Raw genomic sequence first — 21,852 nt, 5'->3', positions numbered from 1 at the left:
TTGTATTTACTCATGGTAAGAAGGCCTGAATTTTTCTCATCATCATTTCCCGGCATTGGTGACACTCCAAGCTATGTGTTGCATTGGGAATGATATAAAGTTCCGTATTCTGGTCGTTTTCTCTCAATAGTCTCACCATTTTCTCGGAATGGAATATGGGTGCATTACGATCTTTTTCTCCATGGATATAAAGTGTGGGGATTTTTATTTCTCTTGCATTCAAAGGCGGTAACAGGGCCTTTGTCGTTTCATCCAGCTGTGAAATATCTGGTAGATCCTTTGTGAAAATTTCCTTCAACTGTTGAACCGGTTTATTGGTAAATATAGTTGTGCTATAGATGTCTTTATTCGTAATATCGCTCAGGCCTGATATCGAAATGAACCCGGAAAATCTATCCGGTGCGGCAATGATGGAGGATTGTGCGATAAGGGATCCAAAGCTCGCGCCCAAGAGATAGATCGGTTTTTGAGCCCGATTGTTAATTAACCAGTCCGCTGCCGCAAGAACATCATAAACCATACCCTTGTAATTATGATCACTGGCGCGGATATATTCCTCACCGTATCCTGTCGAGCCCCTGTAATTGACGCTTAATATTCCATAACCGAGATCGCTCAAAAAGGCATATGTGGCTGAATAGTGGGGAGAGGAATGGGAGCGTGGCCCTCCATGAATATATAGGATATAACCTTTTTCCGGTTTTTCCGGTCCAAAATAGATGACATGGGACTGGAAGCCATCTTGAGCGATGACTTTAATTTGCTGAGCTGCAGGCCGTTTGGCGGTAACTTGCTGGCAAAGCTCTCGAATTTCTACCGGTTTCTCGCCGGAAATGTCGTAGACGGCATAGCGGACGCCACCATCTGAATCTTTTGTTTCCGCGACGACCTTGCTGCCTGTTTTATCGAAGTGAAGGAGGCGCGTTCGACTTGTAGATTCAGGGTTTAGGCTTGCATATTTTTGCCGCCAATTATGATCAAAATATATATTTTCATATGTGCCCTGATTATTCAGTTCCGCCCATAAAACCTCTTCTCCTCCTGCTGAAAACTGGACATGATTGAGTTTTTTCTTTGTGCGTAGTATTTTCTGTTTAACATCTGTTAGACTATTCGTCCAAACGATGGCGTAAGTGACGGTTTCTGTCTTGGTATCTTTATCAGCCTCACGATCCTTCTGGATATAATAGAATTCTCCCGACGTTTCATTGTCGAATGAGTCGGGGAAGTAAGGAAAAATATAGTTATTTTGAGTGAAACTAAGGAAGTCTTTCCATTCATTTTTGTCATCACGGAATTGTAATATTTGACCATTGCTGTCCTTTGAAGCAATTGTTCGAGCGATAATCTGACCTTGTGAAGATACATAGTATAAATTGACCATTGCATCATCTTTGGTCTCCAACCAGGCATCTCCGGTCTTAATATTCATATATTGATAAGGCGCTTTATTAAAAAACTGTTTCAAGGGCGCTGGTTGGAAAGGTGATTTGTCAGGTGATAATGGGGTTGATTTAACATACCAACCTTTTTGAATTAATTTTTGATTTTTACTTATTATTCCATTTGTATTGAGGCCCTTAATGTGTTTGACGATTTTTTTCTGTCCTAAGGAATACAGCGAAATACCTTTATTTCTCATTATTAGAATAATATCGTTTTCAAAAGAAAGTGCGATATTATCTGATTTAATACTAACTTTTACGGCCTTGTTGCTTTTTGAAAACCCCTTTAAAGTGACAGTTTCGGGGGGGTTTTGTATGTCAGCTAGCGAAAAGATGGTTAGATCGGCCTGACTTGTGCCGGATGGTTTGTATAAGCCATAGGCAAACTGACCGTCTTTGCTGATATTGAAAAACTTAGCCTGACATTTTAGGTAATTATCGGGATTAAGTTGGTTTATATTTTTTTGTGAAATTACCTGTTTTGCTATGCTTGTTTGAGGAACAACGGAGAGATATAGTAAAAATACCCCGGCGAGGGCTTTTACTTTGCCGGAGATAGAAGTTTGTTTGAAAATAAAACTACTCATAATTACTCTGTTCCATCTACTAATTTTGCCGCCCCAAGAGAAAAATAATTTTCTAGTAAATCTGGCATGCCATTATTATCTGAATCTTCTCTTGGAAAATAATCTGGAACTGTAGTTTCAAAAAGCTCGTCTCCTTCCTTATCAAGTTTTAAGTCTTTTCCTTCTGGAACCTCATAGATCACCTCATTTGTTTCTCCATTTTCAGTATCCTCACCCCCGTCGCCACCGGAAACATAGACCAGTTCTGCTGGTAAGATTGACCGCATACTGTTGACTAGAATGTCGGTTGGTAAGTCTTCATTGGAGATCAAGTTCGTCATGGTTATTCCTTAAAAATTAAGTTTCTCTACAGTTAATCCGGATGTTAAACCTAAGCTTCAATAATCGAGAACGGTTTATACCCCCAAATTGTTGAGGTGATATCCCTCAATTTTTTCATCAATACACCTATGACGAGCTTCTGACTTAGAGTAGACACTATAAACTTGAATTTTATGTATTTCGAGGCGACAAATATTGACATTAATGCCGCGTTGGACCAATCATTCTTTAACATCCCGATAATGCAAGATATGACCTAATACCTTGCCTGATTGTATCTGGATAACCTGCAAGATCAAGAGGAGCAGAAAAAGAGAGACCAATGATATGATCTTGTTTTCTATAGCATAGAACTTTGACAGAGTTTATGTGACAAGCCCTTGATATTAAATCCTCATGTGAGTGAGACGCCTTTTGGTGGAAAGGCGCCTCAGTTTATGTAATTAGAGCGTTACTTCTTTTAAGAAGTCTGTGGTTAGGGCTGAAGAGTGGAGAAATCCACGGAGAAACCCGGGTTCCAAGTATAGGCTGTTGCGTCGTAATGTATTTTCCAATACACACCCGGCGAACAACTGCTGCCGTCAAAGCGGGACCCCTGCCAGCCAAAATCACCGGCGACGGAAATGTTGCCGGACGCCAGGGTTTTTGTACTCCAGGCGCAATAGGTTTTGACTTGAAGCGAGGCTTTTCCGGCTGATGACAGGCTGCCTACATGTCCCCAGGTGCTAAAAGCATCTTTCCAGTGATCGCCGATATTATCCCCATTGCAAGGTTTTGTCATATACCAACGCGCGCCGAGCTTGCTAGCGGAACTGATCGAGCTGCAGGTCCAGTCCGTCGCCCCCGAAGAGATCTCATCTTCAAAACTCCAGACTTGGTACCCGCCCAAGGGATCCTTGTATGACATCGGCACATCAATTTTATAGGAGACAACCCCAGAGCCACTGGTCGGTCCGTGATCAACATGGGTGAAACCTGCTGCAGAAGGGTCAAGACTGGAATAGAAATAAGTATTACCATACCCCCGGTCACAACTGTCATCGGAATGGAGGCTCCCCGCCGCCAGGGACATGTTGCTTTCCACAATCAGATATTGGCTGTTTTCTGTCGCCGACTGACTGAGAAATGCCCATATCGTCCAGGTTGACGTCACAGCGCCCGCTGATTTATTCGATTTCTTATACTTGTAGGTAAAACCCGTTGTCACATTTTGTGACGTCTTGGTATATTTCATTCCGGTGGGGGGATTGACGGTGGAAACCGTCGGTATATTCTTCCCCGCCATGGCGTCCAGCAAGCGTGAATAATAGTCATTGGCCGCCTCAGGGGTGACGAAAACCTGGGACAGACTGGTAAAATCGGTACAGTCACACTCGTCCTCGGGATGCGAGCTTCCCTCTAGCCCCTTGGCGATGGCCTCTTTACTTTTTGCCGTTTTTGAACTTGAGCCTGCCGCCTTCGCACTGTAGGCTAGAACTTCAACCGTATGATCGGTCAAACCGCAGGCGTTTTCTTTCCCCTGAATCATTACTGCTGCAGCAGGGAAATTCGGCATTGCGCCCGTCGCGCCTGTAAGAGCGTTATTAATCTCCGCCGTTGGGCAGAGAATCAGGAAGGGCATTTCTTTCGGCACCTCTCCATACCAGGACTTAATTTGTTCCGCACTGGCAGACCTCCCGTCAGCAACCACAAGTTTTTTATCTTTGAGCTTATTTTTTGTGGGGGATCCGTGTTCTGTCAAGTTATTCAGGTGAAAAAGGAAGGCTACGGGATGGCTGTGCAGGCCGTCACCGCATACGAAAATTTCAGATTGAATCATCTGTTTCTCCTTTTGAGTTGGAATTTGTGCAAGAATACATGTGGAGGTAGATATTTATCATATTATGGCAATAATGACTAGTATAAATTGATATATTGTAATATATGTATATGATTAAGTTCTGTTATGTAGATGTAGTGTTATTAAGAGGGAATTGCAATTTTGAACAGGGCTTGACGTGACATAAAAAGCAAAAGTCCGACAAACGGGAGGATAAAATGAAGTCCATCTTTACAGGTGCTTTTTTTGTATTTTTTTGGAGCCTAAACAGTATTTCACTCACGGTTCTTGCCGCGTCCCCCCCCATCACCCCTGCGCTGTCTCTTCCCAACTATATATCCTCCCAACCTGTCGGTAATCTGGCGGCAAATTTCTCGGTAAATGGAAACGGGTCCGCGACCCTCACGGTGCCCATTCAGGTGCCGCCGGGCACGAATGGTATTGCTCCCAATCTTTCGGTAAGCTATGACAGCCACCGCGGCAACGGCTACCTCGGCATGGGCTGGGCCGTTAACGGCCTGTCGGCGATCACCCGCTGCAGCGCCAATTACCGGATTGACGGCTATAAAGCCAATGTCACCTATAGCGCCCGCGATCGTTTTTGCATTGATGGCCGGCGGCTGATCGCAGTCAGTGGCACCTACGGCACAGACGGCTCCGTCTATCATACCGAAAGTGAGACCTGGACGATTTTCACCGCCCACGGCACCTGTGGCACAGGCCCCTGCAGTTTTACTGCGACGGATAAGGACGGCAACACGTTGAGTTTTGGCGGGACCGCCACCACCACGGGCTCTCGCATTCTGGCGGCGGGGCGCACAGACGGCAGCGTGCGCACCTGGGCCATTGACAGTTTTACTGATCTGAATGGCAATAAAACCCTGGCTGAATATTCAAGCGATACGACGACCGGCGAATATTATCCGACCCGTATTGCCTATACCGAAAATACGACGGCGGGCTTGTCGGCCAGTCGCTTTGTCACTTTCACCTATGGCGCACGGCCGGATATGGTGCAACGTTATCTCAGTGGTTCTAAAGTATCCGTGACCAAGCTTCTGACCTCAATCACCACTTCGGTTATGATTTCTTCTCAGGTGCAAAATATCCTGACCTACAGCCTGTCCTACAGCCAGAGCCCAACCACCAAGCGCAGTCGTCTGAATCAGATCGAGGTCTGCGACGGCCAGAATGTTTGCTGGCCCGCGACCAGCTTTGACTGGACCGTGGACAGTCAGGCTTTCAAGCCCAGCAGCAGCAAACTGCCGGGGCCGCTTTATGTGGTGATCAATGATCAGCAATATGTCTATGGCCTGCTGATGGATTTCAACGGCGATGGCATTGCCGATTACACCCAGGCGTCCGAATTCATCATCGGCAGCGGCACATCGCAGGACCTCTCCATCTATATCGGCCAGTCGGATGGTAGTTTTGTCAAGGCGGCCTACAGTCTGCCCGGCCCCATCTATCAGGTGACCGCAACCCAGGTCGTGCAAAGCGGCATCCTCATTGACGTCAATGGCGATGGCATTCTCGACTATTCCCGGGCCCTGAAAAACGAAGACGCCCAGACGGAGGATTTTGATGTCTATCTCGGGTCAGCCACCGGCTTCACCAAAAATGCCGCCTTCAAGTTGCCGGGGCAACTCTTCTGGCAGGTCAACCGCCAAACCTATAACAGCGGTATTCTCACCGATATGAACGGCGACGGTTTGCCGGATTATTCCCGCGCCACCCATATTCTCTCGAGCGGCGCGATGTTGCTTGATATCTATAAGGGCACCCCCGGCGGCTTCCAGAAAATCTCTGCCCAACTTCCCGGGGCGGTCTATTCCATTTCCGCCACAGGCTCCCTGACCACCGGCATGGTGCGCGATATCAATGGCGACGGCATTGCCGATTATTCCGCGGCTCTGGTCAATCAGGACGCCGGCACCACAGACCTTAAAGTCTATGTCGGCCAGTCGCCGGATTTCACCTTCACCAATCAGTTTAACCTGCCGGGACAGATGTTTTGGCTGGTCAACGGAAAGATCCTCGAAAGTGGTCTGCTGACCGATGTCAATGGGGACGGGATTCCCGACTATTCCCGCGCCACAACGCTGGTTAATGGCACCACGAAAATTCTCGATCTTTATTTCGGGACCGGCAGCGGGTTTGAAAAGGCCCCCTTCGATCTGCCTGATTCCGTCTACGCCATTGACGCGGGCCTGTCCGATATACAGGGTCTTCTGACCAATTGGAACGGCGACGAAACCACCCGCTTTTCCAAGGCGACAAAATGGCGCGACAATACAGAAGAGCTGGATATCTATCTTGGTTCCGGCAGCGGGTTTGAACAGTCGAGCCTTAAATTGCCCGGCGCCCTGTTCTGGGCGCAAACCGCAGGCACCTATTCGCGCGCGATCTATCAGGATCTCAACGGCGACGGCCTGACCGACTTTGCCGACAGCGTCTGCCAGATGACAAATGGTGTGCCCGATCAATGCGCCCTCGATATTCAATTGGCCGAGGGACCCTATACCGATTTGATTTCAAGCGTGACGACGGGCTTCAACGGAACAACCACCATCTCCTACGCGCCCCTAACCAAGCAGGGTGTCTATCAGGGCGGCGCGCCGACAGCCTATCCCTTGAGAAATCAGGCCGGGGATACCTATGTGGTCGAAAGCTATGCCAACGCGGATGGTCGTGGCAACAGTTATACCTATAACTACAATTATGCGGGGGCCAGGACCGATCTTATCGGGTCCGGCTGGATTGGCTATGAAACTGTAACCATGACACAGGTGGCGGATGGGCGGTCATCTGAAGTCACCTACAACCAAACCTATCCCAACTATGGCCAGGTGGCGGTGAGCCGGGTGCGGGACGGGCAAGGGAATTTGCTGACGGAAAGCCAGTTTTCCTATGTGGATGTTGCCTCGGCGGCCTATCAGGCGCTGGGCATTCATCAATTGTTGCGCGCTGATGAAACCATGACCCACTATACTAATAATACCGCCGATTATACGCTTGAGAAAAAATACAGTTACGATGGTTACGGCAATATTCTCATCACGCAGGATCTGGCGGGGCAAAGCAACCCTCAGGACGATGTCTATCATTGCTCCCGCTTTGCCAATGACCCCGCGAGCGGGCGTTACGGCTATTGGCTGCAGACCAAGACCGCCCGCACATTGGCCGCCTGTCAGGCCTTTGTCAGCGCCAGCGATCCTGCCGCTATCACCTGGAATGCGTCCACCGATCTGCGCTGGTCAAAGCGTAGCTATGACAACCTGATGAACCTCGCCTCGACATCGGATTATGACAGTTCCAACAGCCTGTTTCTCGGTATGACCTTCACCCATGACGCGGTCGGGAATGTGGCAACCTCCACCGACCAGAGCGGGGCTGTGCGGACCTATGCCTATGATGCGACCTACCAGACCTATCAAACGTCGATAACTTCCCCGGCGCTGACCAGCCCGGCGACGGGCGCCAGTTATAATCTGGTGACCCTGACCAGCCACGAGCCGGGCTTCGGCACGCTGATCGGCACCACGGACCCCAATGGAAATGTCACCACGCAGGAAATCGACGGTTTTGGCCGGGTGGTGGCGGTATATGGTCCCGACCCGACGGGAACCTCCGTTCAGATGGTTGCCATGACCTGGCAGGCGTCAGGCGGCAGTTTTTATCTCTACTCTCAACAACGCCCGGCCTGGGACAGCAGCTCGACCGCGGATTGGTATTGGCGCAAGGATTACCAGGACGGCATGGGCCGCCCTTATCGTTCCACCAAGAACGGCCTGAAAGCGGGCGTGGCGACGGACGTGATTGGCGTCGATCTTGTTTATGACGCTGAAGGCAGGCTATGGAAATCCGCCGCCCCCTATTATGACGGCGATCCGGCCCCTTACACGGAAACACAATATGACGTCTATAACCGGCCCGTAAAGACCATTCATCCTGATACCCGAGTGGACGCCATCGCCTACGCTCAAGGGGGATTAAATATCACCAAGGTGGAAAATGCCGGGCAGGCCGATGCGCGGACCTCGGTCAAGAGCCTTGATACCCGGGGCCTGGTAATCCAGACGGTGGAGCCCAACGGGCGGACGGTCAATTATATCTATAATCCGATCAAGGAACTCCTGTCGGGTGAAATTCTGCAGGAGGCGAGATCAACGGTCTATACTTATGATTCATTGGGGCGGATTCTGACTCAGACACAAACCGACACCGGTACAAAAACCAAAACCTACGACACGAATGGTCAGCTGGCGTCCATCACCAATGCGTCCGGCAGCAAGATCACCTACGCCAGCTATGACCCCATGGGGCGCCTGCTGCAGCGGATCATGACAAATGACGGCGGCGGGGCCGTTACCATTAACCTCAGCTATGACGCCACGACCCGCCACAACGGGCTTGGCCATCTGACCGGCATAGAGGAGCAAAATACCAGCATAGGCGCCTATAGCTATGCTTATGACTATGACGCTTTCGGCGGAACCATTGGGGGCAGTCTGACTATGGGGGCTGATGTCTATTCCTACGCCTCCACCTACGATCCACTGGGCCGGGTGGTTAGCGCCACCTATCCCAACGGTGCGGTTCTGACGAAAAGTTATCTTGCAGACAGCAATCTGGGCAAGGTTTCCCTGCAAGAAACCGGCGCGGGCAGCGCGACAGATTATGGCATCTACCAGAATTATACGGCGCTTGGCCAGCATCAGAGCGGCGAGTATGGCCCGCTCAATCTTGCCTTCAGCAAAAGCTATTTCCCCGTCGGCCCTTCTTACGCCAGCCTGAAAAACTATCAGGTGCAAAAGAGCGGTACTTCGACAATGAATAAAACTTATCAGTGGGATGCCTTCTCCGATCTGAAGCAAATTCAGGATACGGTGGTGCCGGCGGACACCGCGACCTATGGCTATGAAGACCAGACAGCCAACAAGGGCATGGGATATCTCACCAGCGCCGCCACGGCGGCGGGTAATCTGTCCTATGAATATGACAGTCTGGGCAATGTCGAGAAGAATGACGCCATCACCTATAGCTACACGGCGGGCAGTGACCAGATCGCCAGTGGTTCGGACGGCAGCAGCTATACCTATGACCTGAACGGTAATATGATCACCAAAACGCTGGGCGGCAAGACAACCACCTATAGCTATGACGTTAATGGCCAGATTCTGAAAATCGATGATGGCGGCGGCGTACCGGCGCAGATGGTCTATAACCACGCGGAACAGCGCCTATATTCACAAAATCTGGGCAGCCCCGTCAAGACCTGGCGCGTCACACCCTATTATGAGGTGACGCAACTGGCCAATGGCAGCTACCAGAACACCCTCTATGTGCCGGGACCGGACGGGCTGATCGCCACCCTGACCTCAGTGGGTAAGGATAACAGCTTTACGGCGCAGCCCAGCCCACCGGCAGCGCCGGGTAACCTGAAGATCACATCAGGGGGAATCATCAAGACGCTCGGCGTCTCTCTCGGCGCGTTGTTGATGTTGGTCGCCGCCTTCACGATTCAGGCCAGAGGCGCATGGATCGGGCAGATGGCGAGCTGGCGTCTGCCGCGCCTGCAAAATTATCCGGCGGTGGTGGTGCTGGCGGTGATGTTGTTTCAACTGTCCGCCCCGGCGGCGCAGGCCGCGATGATCCCTGGCGCCAACGGGGCCGGTGTGCCGGTGACGGGAACTTTCTTCTATGTTCATGATCATCTGGGCAGTGTGGTTAAGGTGTTGGACGACAGCGGCAGTGAGACCGCTTCGATCACCTATAACGCTTACGGTGAAATTAATCAGGCGAGCAGCTCTGGTACGGATGACTTCCGCGCCAAATTTATTGACAGCGAGCTGGATGCGACGGCGGGTCTTTACCATATGGGGGCGCGGTCCTATTCCCCCGGCATGACCCGTTTCATTTCGCCGGATCCGCAAAGTCAGTTCGCCAGCCCCTATCTCTATGCGGGCAATAACCCGGTTTCCGCCTCGGACCCTAACGGAGAATTCGCTTTCCTCACCGCCATGATTATTGGCGCGATCGTCGGGGCCTATTTCGGCGCGGCGGCGGTTAATCATGATATGAATCCACTGCATTGGGACTGGAAGTCCGGCAAGACCTATGCCGGCCTGCTGGGTGGGGCGGTGATCGGCTCGGTCGGTGCGGCGGCGGGTGGTCTTGCTGTTGAAGCAGGCGCCGCCATCGGCGCCAGTGGCGGCCTACTGGCCGAAGCGGCGGGGGTCGCCATCGGCATCGCCGGACAGGCTTTGGTCGGGGCCGGTGAAAATGCCGCTTATACCGCCATGGGCGGGGGCAGCGCACAGGAAATTCTGGAATCCGCGGGTAAGGGCGCCTTCTTCGGCGCCGCGTTCGAGGCGGGCGGTATGGCCCTGAGCGGGGTTGGTTCCCGTGTCGCGCGCGGCTCCGGCGAAGCGGTGGAAGAGGCCGGGGCAGGGGCGGCGGCGCGAACCGAAAAGAACGCCGCATCGGAGGAAGCTGAATCTTCCTCAAGCGCGTCCTGCAGTATCCGGCAAAGCTTTGTTGCCGGTACCGCCATTCTGATGGCCGATGGTAGTAGCAGAGCCATTGAGGATATCCGCGAGGGCGATCTGGTGGCGGGCTTCGATTCTGCTTTCCAGAAAATGTCGGGCCATGCGGTGGCGTCAATCTTCTCCCGCACCACAGGAGATCTGGTGCGGGTCGCCTTTGAAGATGGCACGGAAACCCTGACCACCCGCAACCACCCCTTCTGGGTGACCTCCAAAGGCTGGATATTCGCCGGACGGCTGGTCGCCACGGATGAAGTCGCGGGCGTCAAAGGCGCCAGCGGTATTGTCAAGGCCGTCACGGCGCCATCCGGTCAACCTGAAAAGGTCTATAACTTCGAGGTGGCGGACGTCCATAATTACTATGCCACCACTGCCCGGATATTGGTGCATAACGGCAAATATTGCCATGCGGAGTTTGATAAAACCACGGGGTTTGTAACGGAAGTCTGGGACGAGAGCGAACTCAGAACAAAATTCAGCACAACGGCGGAATACCAGGCCGCCAAGCGCGATATTCGCTTTAAAGCCCGCCGGGCGAACTGGGCCATCAAAAATAAGATGGCTAAACCCTGGACGCGGGTCAACAAGCCCGTAAAAACGGCCAGTAAACAGTGGATGGTGTGGAAATGGAAACAAAAATATCCTGGCGTCACGCCACCGGCATCCATTCGACTGGGGCTCGCCAAAATTCGACCGCATTTTTACAAGCAGGATGTGGATGAATATTTGACTCGTATTCAGGGAGGCCTCACAATTCGCGAAGGGGCGGCCTGGAATCAGGGGCCGTTGAACAGCTGGGTCAATTCCACCTCGGGTTCCGCCATGGGGGGGCTGTCAAGGAGCATGAAACCGGTGAGAATTGAAGGCTTTAGAGTGAAGTTTATATGACGATGCAGGATGATCTGAATAACATCCTCCGGGAGGCCGCCTATCATGGCGACCTTCCGGCCATTGCGGAATTTGTCGAGATGGGCGCGGACCCCGCCGCAGGGCGCAGCGAGGCGCTCGCAGTCGCCGCCCAGCAGGGCTATCTCGACTGTGTGAAGCTGCTTCTGGCCTTAGGCGCGCGCCTGGAAGATCAGCAGCATCTCGCCCTGCGTCTGGCGGCCGAGCAGGGCCACCTTGACACGCTCCGGTTTCTGCTTGATCAGGGCAGTGACCCTTGTGCAAAAGACAATTATGCCATTGGTATGGCGACAAAGAACGGACATCTTGATTGCGTCAAGTTGCTTCATATGCGGGGTGCTGATATTTTCACCAGGAATAATGCCTTGACCCTTCTCGCGGCCAATGCCGGGCACCGGGAAATAGTCACCTATTTGCAGGAACCGGCAAAAAACTGAGGCGCCATGTCATACTTAATCAAAACCGCGGAAGCGTTGGTTCAGGTCTGGTATTCTTTTGTGGTCATCCAGAGAAATCTGTGGTTCTAGACCAACAGATCCTGGGTATAAAACTGTTCATGTGAAAATATAGCGTTTAGAATTCTCTCTTCTGATTGGCGAATTGAGTCATAAATCATCTTATGAGTGCGCTCCGGGTCATCGGCCTTTATGACATCAAACATTATCCCTTGCTGTTTGCTCGAATAAGGGAATTTTTTATTGGTTTTGACATAAAGCCAATAGATGCGCATGGCGGTATCTTCCAACTGCCGGGCCCAGTCCTGCATCAGTGGATAGCCCACCGGTTCACAGAGTGTCAGATTTAACTGTTTGTTGGCTTTCAGTATTTTCAGGGCGGAAAGGTCATCATTGACCGGTAGCGAATCTTGGATCAGCCGGTTGAGCCGGTTCATTTCCTCAAAGTCGGCCTTGGCGCCGGTGAGAGAAATGACTTCCGGCAGTAGTATTTTTCGCAACGTAAAATTTTGTTTCACTTCCAATAAGGTCAGAGGCGCGACCTGGGTCACTCTGGGGGACAGGGACACCAGAAATTGTTGGGCCACCAGCCGCTCTATCAGGTTGCGGGCGACCGTTCTGCTGATGCCAAACATGTCGCTCATGATATTCTCTGACACTTTTTGACTCGGGGTCAGTTTCTGGGTGACGATGGCGTCCATGACAATTTCATAGGCATCTTCAGTATCGTTATTTTGCGCCGGGGGTTTAGGCAAACGTGGTCTCCATGCATGATTAGGTGAATATTTATAGACGGCTACCGTGGGCGGTTCAAGTTTTATGTTACCTTCTTTTAAAATAAAACAGCCATAAAATATATTAACACTGTACAAAATAAATATTATGTGGTTTTATTTAGGAAACATATAAAGGGAGAAAGAAGAATGTTGGTAAAATCTATGCGTAAATATTTTTTGTTAAGTGCTGCGACAGCTCTGACCATGCCGGTAATGACCGCTGAGGCGGTTGAAGGTGAGACATTATTTGATGAAATTATTGTAAGTTCTTCGCGAATTAAAAAGTCAGGTTTTGAGGCCCCGACGCCGGTGACGGTTCTTGGAGTGGAGGACATGGAAGCCAGAGGCACCTCCAATGTGGCGGATATTATCAATGAATTACCGGGTTTTTCAGGAACGCGCACGCCCACATCTACGAGTTTGAATTCCCGGGGCAGTGGGACCAATGCCATTGATCTGCGCGGTTTGGGAGGCAATAGAAATTTAGTGCTTGTCAATGGCCGTCGTCATGTCCCAACAGATGAGTTTGGCAATGTAGATATGAATGTCATTCCAACCTTGGCGGTAAAGCGCATTGAGGTTGTGACCGGCGGAGCCTCGGCGGCCTGGGGGTCAGATGCTGTCTCAGGGGTTGTTAATGTTATTTATGACAAAACGCTGGAAGGTCTGAAAGTAGAAGCGCAATATGGGATTTCCGGTCAGGGGGATGCGGAAAATTACCGCCTGTCCATGGCGTTTGGCAGTGCCGTTGCAGAGGGGCGGGGGCATATTCTCATTGCCGCAGATTATAATGACCATAAAGGCATTCCTCTTGCGACGGCGAGGGATTGGTCCCTGAGGCATCCCGGCATATTGCCAAATGCGGCGGACACGGGACCAAATGATGGTATCCCGGCAAATATCATTCGTAATAATGTGGGTCTGTTTCTAGCGTCTCCCAATGGGGTGACCTTGCCGGGGGGACCTTTAGGCAATCTTGAATTTTTACCCGATGGGACGGCTATTCCTCGGGCGCTGGGCACCATCGGCGGTGTCATGATGGCAGGAGGAAGCGGCTCTTTTCTCTCAGATAGTGCGGCGCTCTATATTCCTGTGGAACGTAAAAATGTCATGGCCGCTTTTGATTATGACATTACAGAAGATGTTAATTTCTATTTTGAAGGAAGTGCGGGACAATCAAATTCCAATGGCGCCCTGGTCAATTCATTTTCTTTTGGCATCCCGATCAAGTCAGGCAATAGCTATTTACCTGCATCCGTTCAAACCATCATGACGGACACCGGCACCGGTTCATTGGCACTCTTTCGGACCAACAGTGAGTTTGGCCCGATTTCGTCTGTCAGCCAAACCGTGAATTACCGGTTTGTTGCCGGGTTGAAAGGCGACCTCAATGATAACTGGTCATGGGATGCATATTATCAATATGGGCGCAGTGATTTTTCCAACCGGCAGATTAATAACCTGCTTCCTGGCAATATGGCATTGGCGGCGGATGCGGTTACTGATCCGATAACAGGTAATCCGGTATGTGCGACGGCTTTGAGTGGGGTGGATCCTAATTGTGTGCCGATCAACTTGTTTGGTGTCGGGTCACCCAGCCAGGACGCCATTGATTATGTTACCGGCACCAGTATTTCAGACACTATTCTAAAACAACAGGTTGCCGCGGCCAGTGTAAGTGGGGACCTTTTTGAAGGATGGGCCGGGCCTATATCAACCTCTTTTGGTCTGGAGTATCGTAAAGAGTCATTGAAACGGGAGGTCGATGATTTATCAGAACGGGCCCTGTTCCTGATCACCAACGCACAGCCGCTGGAAGGTGATTATAATGTGAAAGAAGTGTTCGGGGAAGTGTTGGTGCCGCTCCTGAATGAAGAGACAAGCGGGCAATCATTAAATTTTAACGGCGCCCTTCGTTATACAGACTATAGCACCAGTGGAACGGTAGCGACCTGGAAAGCGGGACTGACCTATGATCCGATTTCAGAATTACGCATCAGAGGGACTATATCACGCGATATTCGCGCCCCCAGTATCGGAGAGGTGTTCCTGAAGACATTGCTCTTGTTCGAAAATGTCACAAACCCTTTCACAGGAAATACTGACTTTTCCCGAATATTGAATACGGGCAATACAGAGCTGAAAGAAGAAAGCGCGCTGACCAAAACATTCGGAATGGTTTACTCCCCGGACTGGCTTGAGAATTTCCAGGCCTCGGTGGACTGGTATGACATTGATATCACCGATTCCATCCAGTCTGTTTCAAGTCAGAGCATCATTGACGCATGTTTTTCGGGAAAGGCAGAATTTTGTAATCTGATCAAATTTGCACCGGATAATACGATTCAGGAAATCACGAATAAACTGCTGAACCTCGGCACATTTCAGGTGCGCGGTATTGATTTCGAAGCCCGTTATCTGACGGTTCTGGATAATGATGATACCGTGGGGCTTAAAATTCTCGGCAGCTATGTTTATGACAAAAATGTTGCTGCGGATGGGGTTACGGAAGTTAATTACGCCGGCGAAGTGGGCAGCGCGAGCGGTTTTGGTCTGCCAAAATGGAAAATCCGGGCCAATGTTTCTTATGAAACAGGTGGTTTTGGACTATTCTCACAACTTCGGTATGTGGGGGCTGGAAAATATAATATTCAATGGGGTCCGGAAGAGCTCGCCGATGCCGAAAATAATATCGCCGCAGAGATTTATGTGGACCTTTCAGCCCGTTACCGGTTTGAGCAAGGCAGTCTGGAAGGCGTGGAATTATTTGGCGGGATTAATAATGTCTTTGACAATGACCCACCTGTAATTCCCCTTGATTTCATTGGTCCAACGGCAACCAATGCGGTTCATTATGATGTGGTCGGTCGATCCTTTTACTTTGGGGTAAGAGCCCAGTTCTAAAAAATGGCGGCACAGACCACTGTATTTATATTATTGTGAACATATTATTTAACTCGAAAAAGTCAGGAGAGCACCGCATGATAAAGGCGCTTCTCCTCGACCTTAGGAGCCAAAGATGAAAATTCTTAGTCCTCTACTTGCCCTGTTTCTTTTAAGTGCACAAAGCCAGGCTGCGGAAACCATTCATGATGTTGTCATTATCGGAGGACGGGTGATTGATCCGGAAACCGGATTGGATGCGATCCGCAATATTGGTATTTCTGGTGATAAAATTAGCGAAATTTCACCCGAGACAATCACCGGGAGGCAAGAGGTGGATGCCTCTGGTCTTGTGGTGGCGCCCGGCTTCATCGATCTTCATGCTCATGGACAAAACGCTATTGCCCAGACTTATCAGGTACATGACGGGGTAACCACGGCGCTTGAACTTGAGGGCGGCACTTATCCCATAACGAATGTGTTGAAAAACCGCATCGGAAGTTCATTGATTAATTATGGCTATTCTTCCGGGCATGCGGAAGTTCGCATCGGGGTCAAAAAGGGGGATTTGAAAAAAGCTTTCCATGAAAAACCGACCGCACAGGAATTAAAGGAAATTCTGGTTGGTGTTGAAAAAGGCCTTGATGAAGGCGGCATCGGCATTGGGTTGCCTCTTGATTATTTTTCCCGGGGCGTGACGGAGGATGAATTGGAAGGAATATTCCGTTTGGCGGCGCGACGGGGGGTGACAATTTTCTGTCATATTCGAATGTCCGATGATGCGTCAGACCCTGGGGGGTATAAAGAGCTGATTGATATGGTCCGTAAAACAGGAGCCTCCCTCCATATGGTTCATGTGGTCAGTACAGGATTACAGAGAACGCCCCTCTATCTGGAGATGATGGAAAAAGCGCAAGCCGAAGGGCTTGATGTTACCACTGAATTATACCCCTATACGGCCGGCTCTACAGGGATTAATTCCGGTATCTTTGACCATGACTGGCAAAAGAAGTTCGGGGTTTCCTATGATGCGGTTGAATGGCCTCCCACGGGGGAGCGTTTCACGGGCAAGGCAATGTGGGACCAATATCGTGCAGACAACCCTGATGGGGTTGTTATCATTCATGCGATGAAAGAACAATGGGTGAAACAGGCCATGTCCCATCCGGGGGTTATGATTGCATCCGATGGCATGCCGCTGAGTTCATTCAAGCAGAGAGCCCATCCGCGTGGGATGGGAACGTTTTCTCGTGTTCTGGCTAAATATGTGAGGGAAGACAAGATTATTACATTGCCAGACGCCATCAGCAGAATGAGTTATTTACCCGCCAGGAGATTGGAATCCTTCACACCGGCTATGAAAAGGAAAGGACGTCTTCAAACTGGATATGATGCTGATATTACTATTTTCGACCCCAAAAAGGTGATTGACCGGGCCACTTTTGCAAAGCCCAACCAATTTTCAAAAGGCATTGTCCATGTGATTGTGGGAGGAGAGTTGGTTGTGAAGGATGAAATGGTTCAGGAGGGGGTCTTTCCTGGGAAACCAGTGAGCACCCTAAGCCGTTAGAAACAGATGGCTCTGTCACATTAATTTTTCGAGGCGAAGAAGTTATTCTGAAGCCTAAATCAAGCAGCATAGGTCGCGAGGTTTCATTCAACCATTGCGATAGATAGTAATTGATGTAAAGTTTTTCTTGAAATGAGATGAAGTGAGAGATTTGAATTGCCGCATCTTTTATTTCCTTCATCAGAAGGGGGTATGTGAACTTTCCGCTCGTTTGTTTCTAGGCTTTTGCACCAAGGTGTTGAGAACGTCACCTGTGCATCAATGACCCATTCAGTTAGTAATCTAATGATACCCCTATGACCTATGCCAAATTATAAGAATAGCAAGGTAGTTTGATTACTACTGTCATGATAAAGTGATGTTGGTGGTATTGTGTTGTGCTCTATTGATTAGGTGGTGATTTTGGTGGTGGATATAGTATTAAATCCCTTATAAGGTGTAGTCATGTTATAGAAAATAATTCTGTCAGAGAGCTAACTATATATTTCGAAATATGAGCGAAAAGGGGAAAAGCGGATGAGTTTGAAAAATATGACTGACAGCTTTAGCCACGGTAGGACGTTGGTGACTAATGGTGCTTTATTTCACCGGTGGGCACGGAGAGAAACGTTGTGGAGGAAGGGATCTCTGGCATTTTTCTTATTTCCATTGGCGTCTTGCCAGCAACCGCGAGGAATTCTGGTTTCATCCCCTTCACCTGAGCAAATTGAACCTGAATTTATAGAAATCCCGACGAACACCTTCACGGCGAGAGACAACAATAACCGCTATTTTGAAGATAAAAATTCTACAGAAAATCTGACGGTTATTGGTAAAAATGGCAACGATAGTATCACGACAGGGGAAGGAAATGACACTATAAAAGGGGGAGCTGGAAATGATTTTTTAGTGGGCAAAGGCGGCGATGATATCATAGAAGGTGAAGAAGGTGAGGATAATATTTCAGGCGGCGCGGGAAATGATAATCTCGAAGGAGGAGAGGGTAACGACCTTGTGTTTGGTGGTGTCGGAGACGATACTATAGCGGGCGGCTTTGGCGATGACCTTCTCAGCGGGGGCGAGGGAATTGATGTCCTTTCAGGAGAGGAAGGCGACGACACTTTTATTTTTTCCGATCGAGCCTCGGATCTGGAAGATCAATTCTTGGGCGGTGCGGGATATGATACATTGCAAATTGCGCCAAAGGATCTGTCGACCATTGAAATTCTTGGTATTAATATTCCAGATGCCCTTGGCATCGATTTGGGTGGGTTTTTAACAGATCAATCTGTAACCGCAAATCTTTCGGAATTTTCAGCTACGGATATTGAGCAGATAAGGCTTAATCAAAAAAACACTATTTTGGATGTTGTGCTGCAGGACGTGCAGAGCATGACTGATGAGAATAACGAACTGGCGATTGTCGGCGACCTCGGCGCAACGGTGAGAGGAGACCTTTCGGATTGGCCGGATTATTCTGTCGCGTTAGTCGATGGCAAGGTTTATTACACATTTGGAAATAATGGTGTGAAATTGCTGATTCAGGCTGAATTGCAGCGAATTGGATTTCAGAATTACGAACCGGATTATGATGAAGATACGCCGGGTTATTTCACTGCGAAAGATGATACGGACTCCCTTATTGGCCTGCAAAACTCAACGGAAAGTCTGAATATCCTTGGAAAGGCTGGTCACGACTGGATTTTGACCGGAGAAGGTGCTGATTTCATTCGTGGGGCGAGTGGTAATGATCATGTAAAATCTGGGCCGGGAGATGACGTCATTTTTGGAGATGTCGGAAATGATAACTTGTCGGGACAAGAGGGAAACGATGAAATTTACGGAGGAGAGGGCTTCGACGAAATTTTTGGGGGCAACGACGACGACCAACTTCATGGGGGTGAGGGATTCGATATTCTTGTTGGTGGATTGGGAAACGATATAATATATGGGGATGGAGGAAACGATATCCTTTCTGGAACTCTTGGCAACGATAGGCTTTTTGGCGGAGAGGGAAATGATGTTCTGTCGGCAGACATTGGTGATAATATTCTCTACGGCGGAGACGGAGACGATACGCTACTTCACGGTGTAAGCGGTAATGACGAAATGTATGGGGGGAGTGGGGATGATTATATTCGGGCTGGGAATGGTGACATTATCGATGGTGGCGACGGGGTGGACGTCTGGTCTATCAACACTAATACAACAGATTTTTCTCGGGTGGTGGTACGCAATATGGAAGAAATCACTCTTGGCATGAATCCGCTGACCATTACAGTACAAGATATTCTTGATATGACGGATGCGAACAATTATTTGATCATATCAGGTGAAGTGGGCGCGACAGTAACGTCACTAAATCAAAGCTGGGTCCAGGGAACGGATACTGTCATTAACGGGCAATTGTATCACAGCTATATGTCTGGGGACGCCACATTACTGGTTGATCTGGACATTTTTCAGGATATTTCCTGAAAAATATAAAGCATAATACGCTTTGGCTTTCGAGAAACTAGTATCCCACGCAATCATTCTTAAGCGGAAAGGCATGTGTACTTGATCGAATTGAGTCCGATGCTGCCAAACTTATTCACTGCCCTTGGCCACCAGGCCGTCTTTGGCCACATTGATGGCGTTTACAACAGTTTCAAGGTCGCCAATCTCATGGGATAAGACCATGGATAACTTGCTGAGAAAAAGACTATGTTGATCCGCATCAAACTCGTCAAGGGTTTCCGCCATCAAATCATATAGTTTTTCTAAATCGGCGAAGGTCATCGGTGTGTTTTTCAATTCCTGAAATCGGGTCATCATTTTTCTCCCAATGCGCGCCTGAAGGCCTGGATCACTTCATCTGGCTGGATGTGTTTCCACCTGGCGGCGATATGGCGGTCGGGACGCACCAAATAGAATGTTTCTGCGTCGGCACCATAAGCTTCAAAAATAGACCCATGAGCGGCCCGGTTAAGGATAATTGGCGTGAACGGATCACCGCTGACGGCCATTTGATCAAACAGTATCTGTACGTTTTCCCGGATCACGTTGGATTCCGTAAAATAAAATCCGCTGAACCCTTTTCCCAGATGATCCAGAAGATAGTCATCATCAGTTATTCTCTGGTTTATGACGCATGCCCCCGACATTGGGCCGCGGTCAAATTGACGATCGTGTTCCGGAAAGCTCGTCAAAGGACTTTCTGCATAAGTATAAGGTTGTGACTGGCGCGGGTCTGCGAATTTCCTGGTGAATTCATTCTGCACAGCCAGTGACAGAACCGTTTTACGCATCAGGGCATGCCCGGGGCTGGGCGGTGTCATAAAGCGGGCGCTTTTGCCGGCGTTCTTGAAGACATCTAGCGTTGCGCCCCGTCTTTCCGGTGTATAGCTGGCGAGAATATTTTCAGGGGCGGCGCCTTTTAGAACATAGGATAACTTCCAGGCCGCATTGACCGCGTCGGCAAAGCCGTTGTTTAAGCCCCGAACACCGAAAATCGGCACAATATGGGCAGAATCTCCAATGAAGAGAACTCTGTCATGGCGATATTCATCCAGACACAGGGTATTGGCGCTATAGATGCTCCACCATTCCAACTGCCACTCTCCGTGATGACCGATCATCTTGAGAATATCCTTCACCCGGGACCGGATATTTTCCTCCTGGATGGCGGCATCAGCATCTGTACCGGCTGACAATTGATAATCGACACGCCAAATATTATCGGGCTGCTTATGGATCAGTATGGTGGCGTCGGAATTGGCCGAGGATTCAAAAAATGATCTTCGTTCCGTGGGGAAATCATGTTTCATCTTGATATCGGCGATGACATAATTGCCTTCAAGATTCTCGCCCTTCAGAGAAAGTCCCATTTTTTTGCGAACCTGGCTTCTTGCGCCATCCGCGGCCAATAAATAATCGGCCTGCAATTGGTATTCTCCCTGCGGTGTATCCACGGTTAAGGTGACGTTATCTGAAGTTATCTTGATGTCATCGAGGCGGCTTACCCAGCGCAAGTCAATCATGTCTCCATACCCGGTGACCTTATCCACCAGGAACTGTTCGATAAACTGTTGCTGGATATTATACATGGGATAGAAACGTTCTTCCTCCGAATGAGGCATTTCGAATCTATGAATCATATGATCCTGATAGAAACACTGCCCGTGAGTCCAGCCAAGGCTTTTTTCAAGGAAGGGATCCATGACGCCCAGCTGTTGCAGGGTTTCAAAACTGGTGCGTGAAATGCAAATGGCCCGGCTGCCATCATTTAAGGTTTCTTTTTCATCAATAATAACAGACTTTATGCCGCGCCGGGCCAATTCCAGTGCGGCTGTCAAGCCAACAGGGCCGGCGCCGATGATAGCAACCTGATGTCTTATCGGTTGACCTTTCATCTCCGGCGGGGTTCGGAACGTATATAATGGATACTCGAAATATAAAGAATCCGATAAGTTTTTGCCGTTTGGGCGCATATATTTTACCTTGATACACAGAGCACTGAATTAATGATTTGTTATATTACTTAAAAATACTAATTTTGTATGTCCCCTTTAAGGTGGGACA

At 49.5% G+C, this 21,852-nt stretch carries 11 protein-coding genes; 5 read left to right on the top strand and 6 right to left on the bottom strand.

Going from position 1 to position 21,852, the window contains the following annotated elements:
• Positions 1-10: 10 nt before the first annotated feature.
• The 3 genes from FIV45_RS11920 to FIV45_RS11910 form a co-directional block, all read right to left on the bottom strand.
• Positions 11-2,032: an alpha/beta hydrolase family protein gene (locus FIV45_RS11920; RefSeq protein ID WP_099472024.1), complete on the bottom strand. Its 2,022-nt coding sequence runs from the start codon at positions 2,030-2,032 to the stop codon at positions 11-13.
• A gap of 2 nt (positions 2,033-2,034) precedes the next feature.
• Entirely contained in the window at positions 2,035-2,352 is a 318-nt protein-coding gene (locus FIV45_RS11915; protein ID WP_099472025.1) for a hypothetical protein, read from the bottom strand.
• 476 nt (positions 2,353-2,828) lie between these two features.
• Positions 2,829-4,172, bottom strand: coding sequence for a hypothetical protein (locus FIV45_RS11910; protein ID WP_099472027.1), 1,344 nt, complete (start codon positions 4,170-4,172; stop codon positions 2,829-2,831).
• A gap of 218 nt (positions 4,173-4,390) precedes the next feature.
• Between FIV45_RS11910 and FIV45_RS11905 the strand changes: the two genes are divergently transcribed.
• Complete coding sequence (locus FIV45_RS11905) at positions 4,391-11,608, top strand: RHS repeat-associated core domain-containing protein (protein WP_099472028.1); 7,218 nt, start codon at positions 4,391-4,393, stop codon at positions 11,606-11,608.
• Positions 11,605-12,063 (top strand): ankyrin repeat domain-containing protein, encoded by a 459-nt coding sequence (locus FIV45_RS11900; RefSeq protein WP_099472029.1) that lies wholly within the window; start codon positions 11,605-11,607, stop codon positions 12,061-12,063. The genes FIV45_RS11905 and FIV45_RS11900 overlap by 4 nt, the downstream gene beginning before the upstream one ends.
• An 86-nt stretch (positions 12,064-12,149) precedes the next feature.
• Here FIV45_RS11900 and FIV45_RS11895 read toward each other — a convergent pair whose 3' ends face one another.
• On the bottom strand, positions 12,150-12,836 hold the full coding sequence (locus FIV45_RS11895; RefSeq protein ID WP_204602107.1) for a GntR family transcriptional regulator: 687 nt from the start codon (positions 12,834-12,836) through the stop codon (positions 12,150-12,152).
• A gap of 168 nt (positions 12,837-13,004) precedes the next feature.
• Here FIV45_RS11895 and FIV45_RS11890 point away from each other — a divergent pair, with 168 nt between their 5' ends.
• From FIV45_RS11890 to FIV45_RS11880, 3 genes are all read left to right on the top strand, one after another.
• Positions 13,005-15,761 carry a TonB-dependent receptor gene (locus FIV45_RS11890; RefSeq protein WP_099472030.1) on the top strand — a complete coding sequence of 919 codons (2,757 nt, stop codon included), beginning with the start codon at positions 13,005-13,007 and terminating at the stop codon, positions 15,759-15,761.
• A gap of 115 nt (positions 15,762-15,876) precedes the next feature.
• Positions 15,877-17,310, top strand: coding sequence for an amidohydrolase family protein (locus FIV45_RS11885; RefSeq protein WP_099472031.1), 1,434 nt, complete (start codon positions 15,877-15,879; stop codon positions 17,308-17,310).
• A 516-nt stretch (positions 17,311-17,826) separates the two neighbouring features.
• Entirely contained in the window at positions 17,827-19,767 is a 1,941-nt protein-coding gene (locus tag FIV45_RS11880) for a calcium-binding protein (protein ID WP_114365305.1), read from the top strand.
• A gap of 111 nt (positions 19,768-19,878) precedes the next feature.
• Here the strand turns inward: FIV45_RS11880 and FIV45_RS11875 are convergent, their stop codons facing one another.
• Together FIV45_RS11875 and FIV45_RS11870 are read right to left on the bottom strand one after the other, a co-directional pair.
• Positions 19,879-20,103 carry a DUF2783 domain-containing protein gene (locus FIV45_RS11875; RefSeq protein ID WP_181040067.1) on the bottom strand — a complete coding sequence of 75 codons (225 nt, stop codon included), beginning with the start codon at positions 20,101-20,103 and terminating at the stop codon, positions 19,879-19,881.
• Positions 20,103-21,761, bottom strand: coding sequence for an FAD-dependent monooxygenase (locus tag FIV45_RS11870; RefSeq protein ID WP_099472034.1), 1,659 nt, complete (start codon positions 21,759-21,761; stop codon positions 20,103-20,105). Before FIV45_RS11870 ends, FIV45_RS11875 begins: the two co-directional genes overlap by 1 nt.
• Positions 21,762-21,852: the final 91 nt, after the last annotated feature.

This window comes from Paremcibacter congregatus (assembly GCF_006385135.1).
Lineage (GTDB): Bacteria > Pseudomonadota > Alphaproteobacteria > Sphingomonadales > Emcibacteraceae > Paremcibacter > Paremcibacter congregatus.
The sequence above is the reverse complement of the archived record's forward strand: the minus strand, read 5'-3'. Positions and strand labels throughout refer to the sequence as shown.